The sequence below is a fragment of the Glycomyces artemisiae genome, from assembly GCF_003002955.1.
GTDB lineage: Bacteria > Actinomycetota > Actinomycetes > Mycobacteriales > Micromonosporaceae > Glycomyces > Glycomyces artemisiae.
On sequence record NZ_PVTJ01000007.1, the window covers coordinates 105,310 to 120,700 of the forward strand.

Below are 15,391 nucleotides of genomic sequence, written 5' to 3' on the forward strand. Positions count from 1 at the left end.
CCGCCCGGGCCGGGCGGTGCGAGGCTCTGCGCATGCAGATGCACGACGACCAGCTGTTCGTTCCCGTTGCCGCAGTTCAGGAGCTGATCGACGCCCAGTTCCCGCGGTGGCGGGGCCTGCCGGTGTCCCCGGTGGCCTCGTCGGGGACGGTGCACGCGATCTTCCGCGTCGGCGAGGACCTGGCCGCGCGGTTCCCGCTCCAGCCGGCCGACCCGGCGCAGGCGCGGCGCGCGCTCGAAGCTGAGGCCGACGCGGCCCGGGAGCTGCTGGGCCGCACGGGTTTCCCGACGCCGAAGCCGCTGGCGATCGGCGCGCCGGGCGCGGGGTATCCGCTGCCGTGGTCGGTGCAGACGTGGCTGCCCGGCGAGACGGCGGAGGGCGATCCCGGTGCGTCCCATGGATTGGCGGCGGACCTGGCCGAGTTCGTCCGCGACGTGCGGGCGATTCCCACCGAGGGCCGCCGCTTCTCCGGGAGCGGCCGGGGCGGCGTGCTCGCGACCCATGAGGAGTGGGTGCAGCGGTGCCTCAGCGAAAGCGAGGGGCTGCTCGACGTGGCGCTCATGCGCCGCCTGTGGTCCGGGATGCGGGACCTGCCGCGCGGCACGGCGCCCGACGTGATGAGCCACAGCGACCTCATCCCCGGCAACGTGCTCCTGAGCGAGGGCCGCCTCGTCGGCGTCCTCGACGTGGGCGGCCTCGGCCCCGCCGACCCGGCCCTGGACCTCATCGCCGCCTGGCACCTCCTCGACGCGGGCCCGCGCCGCACCTTCCGCGACGCCCTCGCCCCCGCCGAATCCGAATGGGACCGCGCCCGTGCCTTCGCGTTCGTCCAGTCCATCGGCGCCGCCTGGTACTACGCGGAGTCCAACCCCGCGGTGACCCGCTGGGCGACGCGGACGCTGGCCCGCATCGCCTGCGACGTCGTCGGCTTAGGCTCGACGCATGGGACGGGCAGTGGTCGTGACGGGCGGCGGGCGCGGGGTCGGGCGGGCGGTCGCGGAGCGGCTGCTCGGCGGCGGGGACGCGGTCGTGGTGGTGGAGACGGCGCCGGTGCCGTGGCTGGAGCCGCTCGCCGCGGCCGGACGCGCGGCGGTGGTCGTGGGCGACGCCGGCGAGGACGCGGTCGCCGCCCGGGCCGCGGAGGCCGCGGCGTCCCTGGGGACGCTGCGCGGCTGGGTGAACAACGCGGCGGTGTTCCGCGACGCGTGGCTGCACGAGGCCGGCGGCGCGGCGGTCGCGGAGCTGATCCGGGCGAACCTCCAGCCGTGCCTGGCGGGCGCGGGCGCGGCGGTGCGGGCGTTCCTGGCCGCCGGGACGGGCGGGGCGGTCGTCAACGTGTCCTCGCACCAGGCGCAGCGCGCCGTCGGCGGCGCGCTCCCGTATGCGACGGCGAAGGCCGCGGTCGAGGGGCTCACGCGGGCGCTCGCGGTGGACTACGGACCGCTCGGCATCCGGGTCAACGCGGTCGCGCTGGGGTCGATCGCGACCGAGCGGATGGACGCCGTGCCCGACCGCGCGGCCTTCGCGCGGCGGATGCGGGAACTGCACCCGCTGGGCCGGGCGGGCGAGGGCGCCGAGGTCGCGGACGCCGTGGCGTACCTCCTCTCCGACGCCGCCTCGTTCGTCACCGGGGCGGTCCTTCCCGTGGACGGCGGCCGGGCCGCCCAGGGGCCCGATCCGGAGGCCCGCCGACTCGATTGACAGGTACCTGTCAAGTGCTGCTAGCCTTGCGCGCGTGGAGGAACTGAGTCCGCGCGCGCTCGCGCTGTCCGAGCTGATCATCGGCGTGTTCCGCGCCAACGGCGCGCTCATCGCCGCCGGGGACGACCTCGCGCGGCCCGCGGGGCTCACCAGCGCGCGCTGGCAGGTCCTCGGCGTCGTCGACACCGAGGCGCGCACCGTCGCCGACGCGGCCCGCCTCATGGGGCTGCGCCGCCAGAGCGTCCAGCAGACGGCCGACGCCCTCGTCCGCGACGGCCTCGCCGAGCTCCGCGACAACCCGCGCCACCGCCGCGCGAAGCTCATCGCCCCCACGCCCGCGGGCCTGCGCGCGCTCGCCGACGTCGAACGCCGCCATGCCGAATGGGCCGACCGCCTCGCCGCACGCCTCGACCCCGACGCGGTCGACGCCGCCCGAGCCCTCCTCGACACCCTCAGCGCCGCAATCGAACAGGAGCCTCCGCATGACCGGTGAGAAGACGATCCCCCTGCTCCCCTGCCGATCCATCGACGAAACCGCCGCGTTCTACCGGATGCTCGGCTTCACCGAGACGCTCCACCAGACCCGGCCGAACCCGTACACGGTGGTCGTCATGGACGACATCCAGCTCCACTTCTACGGCGTCGACGACCTCGACCCCGAGAACACCTACGGCACCTGCATCGTCATCGTCCCCGACACCGGCGCCCTCTTCGACCGCTTCGCCGCGGGCATGCGCGCCGAGCACGGCAAGCTCCTCGTCGCTGGCATCCCCCGCGTCACCCGCCCCCGCAAGCGCGCCAACACCGGCAACCGCGCGGGCTTCTCCCTGGTCGACCCGGGAGGCAACGTGATCCGCTTCTTCCCGGCCGACGAGGACGAGGAGGCGGCTCCCCAGCGCGTCAGCAAGCTCGGCAAGCTCCTCGAACGGGCGATCGTCCTGGGCGACGCCAAAGGCGACACCGCCCAAGCCGCCAAGGTCCTCGACGCGACCCTCGCCAAAGCCGCCGCCGACACCCCCGCCGTCGAACTCGCCGAAGCCCTCGCCTACCGCGCCGACCTCGCCGCCCGCACCGACGACCGCCCCCGCGCCCTCGAACTCCTCGACCGCCTCGCCGCCGTCCCCCTCTCCCCCGCCGACCGCACTGCCCTCGCCCCCACCCTCTCCGCCGCCGCCGACCTCAGAACCCAACTGACCTGACCCATCCCCCGTCCCGACCGCCCCCCAGGTATCATTCACACCGGCCCCGCCCCGCACAGGCAGGACCCCGGCCCGGTATTCCAACTGGCAGAGAAGACGGATTCAAAACCCGTACAGTGTGGGTTCGAATCCCACCCGGGCTACCACCACAGACCCACACCCTCCGACGACCTGCAACAACACGAGAATCTTCCAGATTTCCGGGTTTGGGCTGTATATGACTCCACTGGCAACGAGATCGCAGCCGAGATCAGGTCGGGCGGATAGCACACTTGTAGGGTCAGCGCACTCACCATGCAATGCCAGGTTTTTCTGCAGCGGGGCAGTGTATCGACGACGCAAACCTCATGGTTCAGCTTGTGGGCTCCAAGTTCTGTTGGACCACCGCGCTGAGCGCCGGGCGCGTGAGAGCGCCTGGGAGGCGTTCGGTCGCGAACGGGCCGTCACTTCGCTCGACCGATGACGACGAGGACGGGCTGATTACGCTCCTGTCGCCGGTGCGGTTCTCCCAGACACACGCAACTGGTTTTGGAGGTCTCCACCAGCACCGTTGGTAGGTCAGTGCTGACACCACCCGGGCCAGGAGGGCACCCTAGGGTTGGTGGGAGTTGACACTATCCTGGCGGGCGCGCAACCGGAGCGAGTCCGAGCAGGTTGAGCGGAGGTGGGCGCATGTCGGCGACGAGGCTCCTGGTGCTCGGTATCGTGCACCTCTCCGGCGGCGCGCACGGCTACCAGGTGCGGTCCGAACTGCAGAGCTGGCGTGCGGAGATTTGGGCCAAGATCAAGCCCGGTTCGATTTATCACGCGCTGAAGAAGGCGGCGGCTGATGGCCTCCTCACCGAACATGCCGAGCCTGGCAACTCCGGGCCGGAGCGCGTTCTGTACCGCCTGACAGCTCGGGGACGTGACGAGATAGTCGAACTGGTCCGCGACGGTCTACGGCGCACCCACGACCCCACCATGCTCGACGCGTCCATCGCCATGTTGCCCATGCTGACCAGGACAGATGCCATCGCGCACGTCAACGAGCGGATCGCGCGCCTGGAAGCGGAGCTCGTACAACAGGCCAAGTGGCAGGAGCACCCCAATCGGGACATCCCCGAGCACGTCCGCGATCAGGCTGAACTGTGGGCGGGACATGCACGCACCGAACTGGAGTGGGCGAAGAGCCTGAGCAAACGACTCTCTGAGGGCGCTTACACCATGGCCGATGATCCGGGTTCGTGGCGAACGGTCCCCTAATCAATCTTGACTAGATGCTCCTCCTCGTGTACTTTGACCAAGTAATCAAACTTGACTAGTTGGCCAGACCCGGACGCGGCAAGGAGAGCCGAATGAGCACCACCCCCAAGAACAGCTCGGAAACCGTTGCGCACACGCCCGGGCGGGCGAGCAGCATCGGGGTCTGGATTCTGCAAGTCGCACTGGCGGCGATCATCGCCGGCGGCGGAATCTCGAAGCTCGCCGGCGACCCGGTCATGGTGGACATGTTCGCCGACATCGGGGCTGGCCAGTGGCTCCGGTACCTGGTCGGAGCGCTGGAGGTCGCGGGAGGGGTTGGCCTTCTGATCCCGGCTCTGGCGGGCCTGGCCAGTCTCGGGTTGGCGGCATTGTTGACCGGTGCTGTCATCACCGATCAGTTCGTGCTCGAGCAGAGCCCTTGGATGCCGCTCGCCCTTCTCGTCGTGGCGGCCGTGATCGCAAGGGCGCGGTGGTCGCGCACCGAGGTCGTCGTCGGCACGCTGCTCAGGCGCTGAGACAAACCTCTCGAACGGAGATGTGAGATGAACGAGATGGCCTTTCGCGTGACATCGAACGATGGCACCACCATCGCCTACGACCGGAAGGGAAGCGGCCCGGCTGTCATCCTGGTAGGCGGCGCACAGGACGACGGGGCCGAGAACGCTCCCTTGATACCTGCTCTCGCCGAGCACTTCACGGTTTACAACTATGCCCGTCGGGGACGCGGCGCGAGCGGCTTCACCGAGCCCTACGCCGTGGAAAAGGAGATCGAGGACCTGGATGCGTTGATCGCGGAGGCGGGCGGCTCGGCACACCTGTTCGGGGCGTCCTCTGGTGGCGCGCTGGCGCTGGAAGCCGCCGCGGCCGGGTCAGCCATCGACACGATCGCCGTGTGGGAGGTGCCCTACGCGGTCGGGGACGACATACGCCCGCGATTCGAGGAGTACGTCGCAGACACCCAACGCGCCTTCGACGCCGGGCGAGACGAGGAGGTTCTCGAACTGTTCATGCGCATGACCGGCGCCTCCGACGACAACATTGCGGCCAGGAAAGCGGCAGGCAAGCAGACGGAGCATTGGGCGGATTCGGTCGCCCTCGCGCCCACGCTGGTCCACGACAGCCTCTTCCTCAACCGCTACCAGTTGCCGGCCGATCGACTGGCAACGGTCACCCAACCGGTCCTGGTCACCACCGGAGGACCGATCACGGTCTCCTACATGGCAGGCCTGCCCTCGGACTTCTTCGACCGCGCAGCCGACGAGCTTGCAGACCTCCTACCCCACGCTCAACGGGAGACCCTCAAGGGGCCGGATCACGTCGTCGACCCACAGATCGTCGGCCCGCTGTTGCTGCGGTTCTTCAGCAGCGAACACTGAGGGGCCCGCGAGGTGTTGCAGGAAGACCGATTACCGCGCAAGCAGATCTTCGTCGCGCCAGGGACACGGGGCGGACAGGTGGTGTCGACGCAAACCAACATCCGCGGCACCGACACGTGCCTGGCGGTGTCAGAACTCGCCGACAAGCGGTGTCGGACGAAACCTCCGCAGCCCCCCGATCCGCAACGCACTGACACGGATAACGCTGTTTCAGCCCACAATGTAATGAAAGAGTGGGTCCGCCGCCTTCCCGGGCTACCCAAACGGAGTTATGGCTCCGCTACCAGGTCAAACAAGACATCCAAGGCGTGGCACGAACAAGTGTCACGCCTTCACTGCCCCTTCGGCCCCCTCCCTGTCCGATGCGGGAGGACGCTTCGGCTAGCAGGGCGAGCACCGCCTCGGCCGCCTCGCGCCAGTCCTCAAGCCGTCCGGCAGCGGTGGCCTCGGCGAAGCGCGTCTCGCCGAGCCGGGTCCGGGCGGCGCGCCTGCTCGCGGCGACGTCCGGATGGGAGTGGTAGTCGGGCAGGCCGTCGAGCGCGTCGCTCGCCGCGAGCATTCGGGCGGCGGCCCCGTCGTCGCCGCGGCGCAGCGCCAGGTCCGCGATGCCGATGAGCGACAGCGCGATCAGCGGCGTGTGCCCGGTCTCCAACGCCGCGCGGTAGCCCGCTTCGCGGTGCGCGCGGGCCTCGCCGAGCCCCTCGGCGAGGTAGCCGAGGCGGTCGCGGATCACGACGCGGACGTGGCTGCCATCGCCGTCCGCGCCGAGCAGGGCCGTCATGGCGGCGATCTGCCGGTACGCTTCGTCGCGGTCGCCGCTCCAGCGGGCGAGGTCGCACTTGGCGAGGGCCAGCGCCGCAAGCGTCGCCGGATATAGCCTGTGAGCTGGGATGAGGTCGGTTTGAGGCGGGTGTGAGAGCGGTCGGCTCTTGACTTTCAGAGCCCGGCGAGTCTCGGACTCGCTTCGGGGATCTTTCCAGTGAACAGAACGGAGCGGCGTCATGCCCCAGTACTTCCTCACCGTCCCGCACGGGTCCGAAGAGGAGCCGACGATGGAGTCGATGCAGGATATCGATCCCGCTGAGCTGCAAGCGATGATGGACGCCGTTGGCGCGTTCAACAGCGGCCTTGAGCAGGCAGGGGCCTTCGTCTCCGCGGGCGGCCTCCAGCCGCCGTCGACGGCGGTCACCGTCGACGCCACCGGGGACGTGCCCGTGCGCGTGCCGGGGCCGTTCGTGACGGCGGCCGAGTACGTCGGCGGGTTCTGGATCATCGACGTCCCGGACCAGGAGCAGGCGCTGGGCTGGGCGGAGCAGGCCTCGGCCGCGCTGGGTTCGCGGATCGAGGTCCGGGCGCTGCAAGAGGCGCCCGAGTAGTCGTCCGGCGAGTGCCGATCATGAAGCACGCGAGGCTGCTCCCGCTCGGCGCCTGCCTGCTCGCGGCGGGCCTCGTGCTCGCCGCGTGCGGCGGGCAGAGCGGTGGCGGCAGCAGTGACGGCGGCATCGGGGACACCACGGCCGCGACCGCCGACGAGACGTCCGCCCCTGCCGACTCCGGAGGCAGCGGCTCGGGCGTCGCGGCGTCCACACCGGTCGAGCAGGTCATCGTGGACCTGGTCGACGCGGTCAACGCCGGGGACGCCGCCGGAGCGATGGAATTCGTCTGCGAGGGTTCGGAGAGCGCGGTCCAGGCCGCGGTCGAGGAGCTGGCCGGCGACCCGCCCGGCCTGGTCGTGGAGGAGTTCGCCTCCGACGCGTCCGGTGGCGTCACCGCGACGGCCGCGGGCGCCGCCGGCGGCGGACCGGTCGGCGCGAGTATCGGGGCGGCCGATATCAGCACGGGCCCTTGCGTCGCGGCGGTCTTCGTCACGTGACGCACTGAGAGCCCTGAGACGAGACGAGGAGTGATCATGCTGTCCACACCCCCTGAGAGACGGAGCACCGGGATGATCTTGCGGACCTGGTCGGCGCGGGCCACGGAAGAGGGCGCCGACGCCTACCAGCGCTATTTCGAGGACGTGCTGCTCGCCGAGCTGGGCAGGCAGCCCGGCTTCCGCGGCGCCCACCTCGCCCTGGGCGGCGCCGCGGGCGATCCGGTCCGCGAGCTGGTCGTCCTGACGTTCTGGGAGTCGATCGAGGCGATCCGCTCGTTCGCGGGCGAGCGGTTCGACACGGCCGTGGTCGAGCCCGAGGCGCAGGCGGTCCTGGTCGACTACGACCGGACCGTCGTCCACCGGGAGGTCCTGGCCGCGGGCGGTTTCTAGGCCCGCGCACGACATCGGCGGCCCGCCTCATCGAGGCGGGCCGCCGATCTGCGTCCGCGGGAACAGCGTCGCGGACGGCGAGTGTCCCCAAAGGCCGCGGCGTCGGCCCGCCGTCGGCAGCTGGAGCCGCCGGACGGTGTCAACCCACGACGGCCGCCCGCGGCCGGGCACTAGTAGTCGCGTCCTCGCATGGCGCACCTCCTCCCCTGCTCGGCGGACCCGCCCCGGGTTCGGGGCGGGAGTCTCGGTGCGGCAGATCCGGTGTCCCCGCTGTCGTCGCGCGCCTTCATGAGCGGACCGGTGCAGCAGGTTCGGGCGCTTCGTGGTCGACGCGGCCGAGCCGGGCGGCGATGCCGACGGTGAGCGCGGCGGCCGTCCCGACCGCGGCGCTGACCGCGATCGCCGAGGACGGCGGGAGGGCCTCGGCGAGCAGGCCGCCGAACAGGACCCCGAGACCCTGCGCGGTCTGGAGGCCCGCCGAGGCGAACGCGATGGCGCGGGCCCGCATGTGGTCGGGGACGAGGCCGGTGAACGCGATCTGCGCGATCACCATGTAGGTGCCGAGGAACCCGGCGGCGGCCCACAGGGCGACCGTGGCCGGGACGCCGGGAGTGAGCGCGGTCGCCATGAGCGGCAGGCCCGTCGCCGCTGCGAGCGGGACGAGCAGCCGTCGTCGCCAACGGACCCCGGTTTTGGCGAAGGCGACCGCGCCCACGGCCATGCCGATCACGTCGCCGGCCATGAGGAAGCCCACGGCCTCCTCGCCGGCGCCGATCTCGGCCGCATAGGGGACCGCCAGCGCTTCGGGGACCACGAAGCAACCGAAGATCCACATGAGTGAGGCGAGCCCGAGGAGCGTGCGGTCGCGCAAGACGAACCGCACGCCGGCGAGCGCGAACCCGCCGCGCCCGGTCTCGTCGGAGGGCTCGGGGCGGTGCGGGCCGATGCCCCAGCGCAGCAGGCCCGCCGAGAGCGCGAACGTGCCCGCGTTGAGTGCGAGGACGAGGTGCGGGTCGCCGGTGGCGGCGACGAGGAGCCCGCCGACGGTGAACCCGGCGATCTGGGCGAGGCCGTCGGTCGCGGTGATGACGCTCATCCCGACCGCGAAGCGGCCGTCGGGCAGGACCTGCGGGAGGGTCGCGTTGCGCGCGGCCGAGAACAGCGGCTGCGGGCAGGTCGCGAGCGTCACCAGGACCATGAGGACCGGCAGCGGCATCGAGGGCACGGCCATGAGGGCGATGAGGACGGCGCGGATCAGGTCCACCGCGACCATGACGGTGCGGCGCGAGTAGCGGTCGGCGAGCCCGGCGAGCAGGGGCGCCGTCAGGAGCGGCGGGAGGAACGTGAGCGCGTAGACCAGTGCGGTCATCGCCGCCGAGGACGTCCGGTCGAACACCAGCAGCGCCAGCGCCACGCGGGCGAGCTGGTCGCCGATGCGCGACTGGGCCTGCGCCAGCCACAGGACCCGGAACTCGCCGCTCGCGAAGACCTCGCGGAACCCCGTCCTGCCGGGGCCTGTGCGCCCCTCGTGTCGCCGCTCGGGCGGAGCCGCGCCGGTACCGTTGCCGTTCATCGGGACCAATGGGACCCCCGGCGCGCGTCATCCGGCTCTCACGGGCGCCTCATGCCTGGTCCCGGCCGCTGTTCGCGACACTAGGGGGTACGTTGTACGCAGTTCGTGCTGCGGTCCTAGGCTTGGCGGACACCATGGACGATTCCCAAGACGAGCTCACGATCGGACTCCTGGGTCCGCTCGCGGTCCGCCGCGGCGGTGCGACCGTCGAAGTGACGGCGGGGCGGCTCCGTTCGCTGCTCGCGATCCTCGCGCTCACGCCGGGGCGCGTGGTGCCTTACGGGCGCCTGGGCGAGGCGATCTGGGACGACGGCGAGCCCGGCCACCTGCGGCGCACCCTCCAGACTTACGCGGGGCGGCTGCGCGACCTCATCGGCGCCGACCGGATCGGCGGCGGCCCGCACGGGCTGGTGCTCCACGCGTGCGACGACGACGTGGACGCCGCCCGGTTCGAGCGGCAGGCGCGGGCCGCGGGCGACCGCGCGCAGTTGGAGGCCGCGCTCGCGCTGTGGCGGGGCGAGGCCTTCGAGGACATCGGCTGCCACTGGCTCACCGGCACGGTCGCGCCGCGGCTGGAGGCGCTGCGGCTCGAAGCCGTCGAACGGCGCGTGGACCTCGACTTGGCCGAGGGCCGCCACGAGGCGGCGGTGGCCGAGCTGGAGCGGCTGGTCGCGCTCCACCCGCTGCGCGAGACGCTGTGGACGCGACTGCTGGTGGCGCTCGACCGCAGCGGGCGCGGCGCCGAGGCCCTCGACCGGTTCGACGCGGCGAGGGCCGCGCTCGCGGACGCCCTCGGCGCGGATCCCGGGCCGGACCTGCGGCGGCTCCACGCCGACCTCCTCGCCGGGCGGGCCCTGTCGGCGCTCCCGCCGCGCACGCCGCCGCCGACCGTCCCCAGGCAGCTCCCCGCCGGCCCCGCGGTCTTCATCGGCCGCGACGACGCGCTGGACCGGCTCACCGGCTCCGACCGGCCGGTGCGCGTGCTCACCGGCACCGGCGGCGTCGGGAAGTCCACGACCGCGATCCACTGGGCGCACCGGATCGCGGGCGAGTACCCCGACGGGCAGCTGTACGCCGAGCTGCACGGGTTCAGCCCGCAGGCCGCCCCGACCGACCCCGCCGACGTGCTCGCCCGGTTCCTCCAGGCGCTCGGCGTGCCGCCCCGCGAGATCCCCGAAGGACTCGACGCCCGCGCCGGGCTCTTCCGCACCGTCACCGCCGACCTGCGAATCCTGGTGGTCCTCGACAACGCGCGCGACACGGCCCAGGTGCGCCCGCTCATCCCCGGGACCGGCGGCGCCCTGACGCTCATCACCAGCCGGAACTCGCTGACGGGCCTGCTGGTCTCGCACCGCGCCGTCTCGGTCGGCCTGGCGACGATGGACGCCCGGGACTCGCACCGGCTGCTCGCCGCCCGCCTCGGCACCGCCGCGCTCGAACGCGAACCCGAAGCGGCGCAGGCGATCATCGACGCGTGCGCGGGACTGCCGCTGGCGCTCGCGGTCGCCTCCGCCCGCGCCGAGGCCGACCCCTCGCTGCCCCTCGCCGACCTCGCCCGCCATCTGCTCGGGCGCTACCGGCTCGACGCGCTCGACACCGGCGAGGCCGACACCGGGGTCCGCGCGATCCTGTCGTGGTCCTACCGGTCCGTCCGCCGCGACGCCGCGCGGCTGTTCCGCCTGACCACACTCGCCCCCGGATCGTCCCTCGGCGTCGAGGCCGCCGCCAGCCTCATCGGACGGCCCGCCGCCGAGACGACCTGCCTCCTCAACGAGCTCGCGGCCACGCAGCTCGCCGCCGAGACCGCCCCGGGCCGGCACGACACGCACGACCTGCTGCGCGCGTGCGCCGTTGAGCTGACCGAGCTGACCGACCCGCCCCGGCGCCGCGACGCCGCGCTGCGGCGGCTCGTCCTCCACCACATGCACACCGCGCACGCGGCGACGCTGCTGCTGGTCCCCGGGCGGCCCCCGATCGACCTGCCCGAGGCCGGGCCCGGCGTCACGCTCCCGGACCTGAAGACCTCCGCCGACGCGCAGCAGTGGTTCGACACCGAGACCGCCGCGATCCTCGCGCTGGTCCGGCGGTGCGCGGACCACGGCTGGGACGACCTGCTGTGGCCGCTGGTGTGGACCGTCGGCGAGACCCTCCACCGCCGCAACCGGTGGCGCACCTGGATGGAGATCGAGGCGCTCGCCCTCGGTGCGGCCGAGCGGCTCGGGAACCGGCGCTGGCAGGCGGTCTCGCACCGCAAGATCGGGCGCGTCCACGGGCACCTCCACGAATTCGACGAGGTGCGCGCCCGCTTCGCGCTGGCGCTGGGCGTCTTCGAGGAGATCGGCGACGCGAACGGGGAGGCCGCGATCCTGAAGAACCGCGGCTACATCGACTACCTCCAGGGCCGCCACCGGGACGCGGCGGCGTGCAACGTCGCCGCGCTGGAGCGGTACGAGCGGCTCGGCGACCGCAACGGGCAGGCCGACTCGCTCAACAACATCGGCTGGAGCCTCGCCCAGGTCGGCGAGTACGACACGGCCGAGCGGCACTGCCGCGAGGCCCTGCGGCTGTACGGCGAGCTCGGCAACGGCGACGGCCTCGCCGTCTGCTGGGACAGCCTCGGCTACGTCTACGCCGCCCGCGGCGAGAACGCCGAGGCCGAGGACTGCTACGCGCGGGCCCTCGCGTTCTACGAAGGGCCCGAAGGGAACCGGTACCGGGCCGCCGACACCCTCGTGCACCTGGCCGAGAACCGCACCGCCATGGGCGACTCCGGCACAGCCCGCGGCCACTACCGGCGTGCCCTGGAGATCCTCGACCGGCTCGGCCACCACGACGCCGCCGAGGTCCGCGCCGCCCTGGACGCGCTGCCCTGACGCGGCGGTGCCGACCGTCCAACCGCCGATCCATGGAGACCGACACCGCGATGATCGCGATCACGACCGCCCGACCCGAGGAATTCGCGGCCGCCGCCGCGGTCCTCGCGGACGCCTTCACCGACGACCCCGTCGCCCTCGGCATCCTTCCCGCCCAAGCGGACCGGCAGCGGAAGCTGACGCACTTGTTCACCGCGGTCCTGCGGTCCGGCCCGGGACCGCGCGGTGCCGTGGACGTCGCCCGCCGGGAGGGCGACGAGCAGATCATCGGCGTCGCCGCCTGGGAGTCGCCCGCGGCGCGCCGCGGCGCGCTCACCCGGGAGCTCGCCCAGATGCCGCTGTTCCTCAAGGCGTTCGGCGCCGCCGGGATCCCCCGCGCGATGACCATGGAGCACCGCCTCCAGCGCCACCGCCCCGCCGAGCCGCACTGGTACCTGGCAGACATCGGCGTCGGTGCCGCGAAGCAGGGGCTCGGCGTCGGGTCGGCGCTGCTGCGGGCCCGCCTGGAGTACGTCGACCGCACCGGTTTGCCGTCCTATCTGGAGGCCTCCACTCCCGACAACCGACGCCTCTACGCGCGCTTCGGCTTCCGCGAAATCGCCCCCATCGACGGCATCCCGAACGCGTCGCCCGTCGCCATGCTCAGATAGCGCGGCCGACCGTCCGGACGGTCCGCGTTGCAACGATTCAGCGCTCGCACGCCGGAGGGCCGCCGTGTGGACGCATTGGGTAACCGTTTGCGGCGGATGCGCCATCGCCACCCGCTCCTAGCGCTGAGCCGCGATCGTTCACTTCCTGACGTCCCTGCCGGAGAAGCGCCGCAACGCTTCCAGGAAGGCTTCCTCTGAAGGCTTTGCCTCCCGAAGATCGCACATCTCGTATCCGCCGTCTCGGCTCGAATACCGCTCCTGCGGCATACCGGGAACGAAGCCGCTGTTCGGCTTCAGCACGGCCACCACCACACGCTCGGTGGAGTATTTGTGCACTATGGCGACATGGTCGACCTGATCCCAAGCGATTCGCCATTCACGCGGCCGTTCGTAGTTCCGTCGCACGACCATGCCGGCCTCGTTGAGCTCGACTCCTATCGTGTCGTCTGCGCTGTCGACCATCCGTGCTCCGAAGAACATGCCCGCCAGAGCAATAACAGCCCCGATCGCGCTTTGCGTACCGCTTTCGGCGTTCTCCAGGCTCCAGAAGCCGAACACGGCGCCGGCGGCAATGATGCACCAGGCGACGACTTTGCCCGTCGTATCGGGGTGTCGCTTGAGCGTGAAGAACTCGACCGCTCCCCCGTCGCGATCAGCGTCCCCGCGTTCCCGCTGTGTGGTGTGTGCAAGGCGGTACTGACGAAAGGCGTAGTACGTGCCGGCCGCCGCAACGACGACCCCCGCGAGCTGGAGGCCGGTATCGAAGCTCATCGCCATGGGAACGACAGTAGCCGCCGTCGACCATCCGCCCGCGAGCTCTGGCGCGGATCCCGTTGAGGCCGTCGCGGTCTCGGTGCCTTCGCAGAGCGCCCTGCGTGCCGCGCTCGCGGCCGTGCCCGCCAACGCCGACACCACCATCCGCACCCGGGCCTCCCATTCCCCCGCCGACTACACCACCCATACCGAGTTCTGGCCGAAGGGCAGCGGCTGAGCCGGGCCTGGTACCGGTCCGACCGTTCACGCTGAGGCGTGGGATCGGCGGGACTCGTATGCCCGGCCCGGCGCTGGGTCGCCGGGCCGGGTTTTGAGCCGGGGCGGTGGTCACGCGTACGTGGTGAACTCCCTGTCCCAGTTCCATTGGCCGAAGTCCCAGTGGCCTGCGCGCCACTGGATGTTGTGGCCCTCGGGGAGGTCCTTGTTGCAGCTGGTCCAGTCTGCGGCGACGCCGAGCGTGTCGGTGCATCGGCCGACCCGGTTGCCGGAGAGGTCGCGCCATTCGATGGCGACCCGGTTGCCGTCCGCCTCCTTGTCCCTCACCCAGAAGATGTCGCCGGAAGGCTGGAAGCAGACCGACACCCAGGGGCTGTCGGTGGAGCATTCCTTGTCCTTCCCGGACATGGTCGTGTTCGTGGCGTAGTCGAGTTCCCAGGCCGATGCGCCCACGTCTTCGGCGCTCGCGGTGGAACCGCCGATCACGGCCAGTCCCGCGGTCGCCGTGACCACCAGGGCCAGCATGGTGAGCGCCCGCCTGCCGGGCGCCTTGATCCGCTCGAACATCGCTTCCTCCGTTCCAATGCCGGTACGGCATTTGATGGGGATCGTTGAGGGACCACCGTCCCGCGGGGCCGCATCCGAACGGCATCCGTTTTGCACCCGTCCGGAAACGACTCCGTGAACCACCGCCGACCGGTGCACGCAAAGTCCTTTATTCCTCATTGCATCTTGGTGAGTGTTTCGATGGCTTCGGCGGCTATTTGTCGTCAGACAAACAGTGAATTTTTTCTCGACTTGGGCGAGAGGCGCTACCGGCGGCGGCAGGCGCAGGCACGGGTCCCCACAACAATTCCGAGAAGCGCTAATATTTATCCTCAGTCGCTCGAACTTGCACACGAGATGCGATTCGAGTCCACCCCTGATTTCAGAACAATGAGGACATTCTGATGCTGAAGAAGACGCTTATGGTCGTCGGCCTGGCCGTCGCCACCCTCGTTGCCACCGCGACCCCGGCCTCCGCCACGGAGTACTCGTCGGCCCTCAAAATCCAAGGAGTCCAGTACAACGCGCCCGGCCGCGACGACAACCGCTGCGTGGGAGGGAACACCTCCCAGGAGTACCTGACCATCAAGAACTACTCCAAGACTGCGACGATCAACCTCCGGGGCTACCTGGTGAAGGACGCTGCCGGCAACAAGTTCAAGTTCACCGCCGACCACTACCTCCAGCCCGGCGACTACGTCCGGCTCCGCGGCGGCAACGGCGACGATTCGGACGGGAACAACGTCGTCTACCGGGACAACTGCAATTTCATCTGGAACAACACCGGCGACTCCATCTACCTCTACAAGCCGTCGGGCGCGAACGCGGACTCCCACTCCTACAAACCCTCGCGCGATGACGCCGACGGCAACGGCTACGTCACCTTCCACTGAGCGCTGCAGCGCGCAGAAACGACTCGGCCGCCATCGTCGGGTCGTCGAGCGGACCATTGCCCGGCTCGGCGGGTACCGCCGC

The 15,391-nt window shown here is 71.3% G+C and carries 17 protein-coding genes, 1 tRNA gene and 1 pseudogene; 15 read left to right on the plus strand and 4 right to left on the minus strand.

Going from position 1 to position 15,391, the window contains the following annotated elements:
* Positions 1-38: 38 nt before the first annotated feature.
* The 8 genes and pseudogenes from B0I28_RS28510 to B0I28_RS18140 form a co-directional block, all read left to right on the plus strand.
* Positions 39-920: pseudogene (locus B0I28_RS28510) on the plus strand (aminoglycoside phosphotransferase family protein); the annotation flags it as partial.
* Positions 921-942: 22 nt separating this feature from the next.
* Complete coding sequence (locus B0I28_RS18110) at positions 943-1,701, plus strand: SDR family NAD(P)-dependent oxidoreductase (protein ID WP_106365253.1); 759 nt, start codon at positions 943-945, stop codon at positions 1,699-1,701.
* Between the two features lie 34 nt (positions 1,702-1,735).
* Entirely contained in the window at positions 1,736-2,194 is a 459-nt protein-coding gene (locus B0I28_RS18115) for a MarR family winged helix-turn-helix transcriptional regulator (protein WP_219926847.1), read from the plus strand.
* Complete coding sequence (locus B0I28_RS18120) at positions 2,184-2,900, plus strand: VOC family protein (protein ID WP_181245845.1); 717 nt, start codon at positions 2,184-2,186, stop codon at positions 2,898-2,900. The genes B0I28_RS18115 and B0I28_RS18120 overlap by 11 nt, the downstream gene beginning before the upstream one ends.
* A gap of 69 nt (positions 2,901-2,969) precedes the next feature.
* Positions 2,970-3,046, plus strand: a tRNA-Leu gene (locus tag B0I28_RS18125).
* Between the two features lie 526 nt (positions 3,047-3,572).
* Positions 3,573-4,145: a PadR family transcriptional regulator gene (locus B0I28_RS18130; RefSeq protein WP_106365254.1), complete on the plus strand. Its 573-nt coding sequence runs from the start codon at positions 3,573-3,575 to the stop codon at positions 4,143-4,145.
* 92 nt (positions 4,146-4,237) lie between these two features.
* Positions 4,238-4,660: a DoxX family protein gene (locus B0I28_RS18135; RefSeq protein WP_106365255.1), complete on the plus strand. Its 423-nt coding sequence runs from the start codon at positions 4,238-4,240 to the stop codon at positions 4,658-4,660.
* Positions 4,661-4,687: 27 nt separating this feature from the next.
* The gene (locus tag B0I28_RS18140; protein WP_106365256.1) at positions 4,688-5,521 is read left to right on the plus strand and encodes an alpha/beta fold hydrolase; all 834 of its coding nucleotides are present in this window, start codon (positions 4,688-4,690) and stop codon (positions 5,519-5,521) included.
* Between the two features lie 280 nt (positions 5,522-5,801).
* Here the strand turns inward: B0I28_RS18140 and B0I28_RS18145 are convergent, their stop codons facing one another.
* Positions 5,802-6,302 (minus strand): hypothetical protein, encoded by a 501-nt coding sequence (locus B0I28_RS18145; protein ID WP_146148152.1) that lies wholly within the window; start codon positions 6,300-6,302, stop codon positions 5,802-5,804.
* A gap of 220 nt (positions 6,303-6,522) precedes the next feature.
* On the opposite strand from B0I28_RS18145, the gene B0I28_RS18150 reads away from it, so the two are divergent.
* The 3 genes from B0I28_RS18150 (at position 6,523) to B0I28_RS18160 (ending at position 7,784) form a co-directional block, all read left to right on the plus strand.
* On the plus strand, positions 6,523-6,897 hold the full coding sequence (locus B0I28_RS18150; RefSeq protein ID WP_106365258.1) for a YciI family protein: 375 nt from the start codon (positions 6,523-6,525) through the stop codon (positions 6,895-6,897).
* Positions 6,898-6,917: 20 nt separating this feature from the next.
* Positions 6,918-7,394, plus strand: coding sequence for a hypothetical protein (locus tag B0I28_RS18155; protein ID WP_146148153.1), 477 nt, complete (start codon positions 6,918-6,920; stop codon positions 7,392-7,394).
* Positions 7,395-7,466: 72 nt separating this feature from the next.
* Positions 7,467-7,784 carry an antibiotic biosynthesis monooxygenase family protein gene (locus B0I28_RS18160; protein ID WP_181245846.1) on the plus strand — a complete coding sequence of 106 codons (318 nt, stop codon included), beginning with the start codon at positions 7,467-7,469 and terminating at the stop codon, positions 7,782-7,784.
* A 286-nt stretch (positions 7,785-8,070) separates the two neighbouring features.
* Here the strand turns inward: B0I28_RS18160 and B0I28_RS18165 are convergent, their stop codons facing one another.
* A complete protein-coding gene (locus B0I28_RS18165; protein WP_106365261.1) occupies positions 8,071-9,357 on the minus strand; it encodes an MFS transporter in 1,287 nt (428 codons plus the stop codon).
* Positions 9,358-9,491: 134 nt separating this feature from the next.
* On the opposite strand from B0I28_RS18165, the gene B0I28_RS18170 reads away from it, so the two are divergent.
* Positions 9,492-12,230, plus strand: coding sequence for an AfsR/SARP family transcriptional regulator (locus B0I28_RS18170; protein WP_181245847.1), 2,739 nt, complete (start codon positions 9,492-9,494; stop codon positions 12,228-12,230).
* Positions 12,231-12,262: 32 nt separating this feature from the next.
* Positions 12,263-12,880 (plus strand): GNAT family N-acetyltransferase, encoded by a 618-nt coding sequence (locus B0I28_RS18175; RefSeq protein ID WP_219926848.1) that lies wholly within the window; start codon positions 12,263-12,265, stop codon positions 12,878-12,880.
* Positions 12,881-13,018: 138 nt separating this feature from the next.
* Here the strand turns inward: B0I28_RS18175 and B0I28_RS18180 are convergent, their stop codons facing one another.
* Positions 13,019-13,657, minus strand: coding sequence for a hypothetical protein (locus B0I28_RS18180; RefSeq protein ID WP_106365263.1), 639 nt, complete (start codon positions 13,655-13,657; stop codon positions 13,019-13,021).
* Here B0I28_RS18180 and B0I28_RS18185 point away from each other — a divergent pair.
* Positions 13,656-13,871: a hypothetical protein gene (locus B0I28_RS18185; RefSeq protein WP_106365264.1), complete on the plus strand. Its 216-nt coding sequence runs from the start codon at positions 13,656-13,658 to the stop codon at positions 13,869-13,871. The two genes, B0I28_RS18180 and B0I28_RS18185, sit on opposite strands and share 2 nt — an antisense overlap.
* 110 nt (positions 13,872-13,981) lie before the next feature.
* On the opposite strand, the gene B0I28_RS18190 is transcribed toward B0I28_RS18185, so the two are convergent.
* Positions 13,982-14,437 carry a hypothetical protein gene (locus B0I28_RS18190; RefSeq protein ID WP_106365265.1) on the minus strand — a complete coding sequence of 152 codons (456 nt, stop codon included), beginning with the start codon at positions 14,435-14,437 and terminating at the stop codon, positions 13,982-13,984.
* A 383-nt stretch (positions 14,438-14,820) separates the two neighbouring features.
* Here B0I28_RS18190 and B0I28_RS18195 point away from each other — a divergent pair, with 383 nt between their 5' ends.
* Positions 14,821-15,309, plus strand: a complete 489-nt coding sequence (locus B0I28_RS18195) for a lamin tail domain-containing protein (protein WP_219926849.1) — start codon at positions 14,821-14,823, stop codon at positions 15,307-15,309.
* Positions 15,310-15,391: the final 82 nt, after the last annotated feature.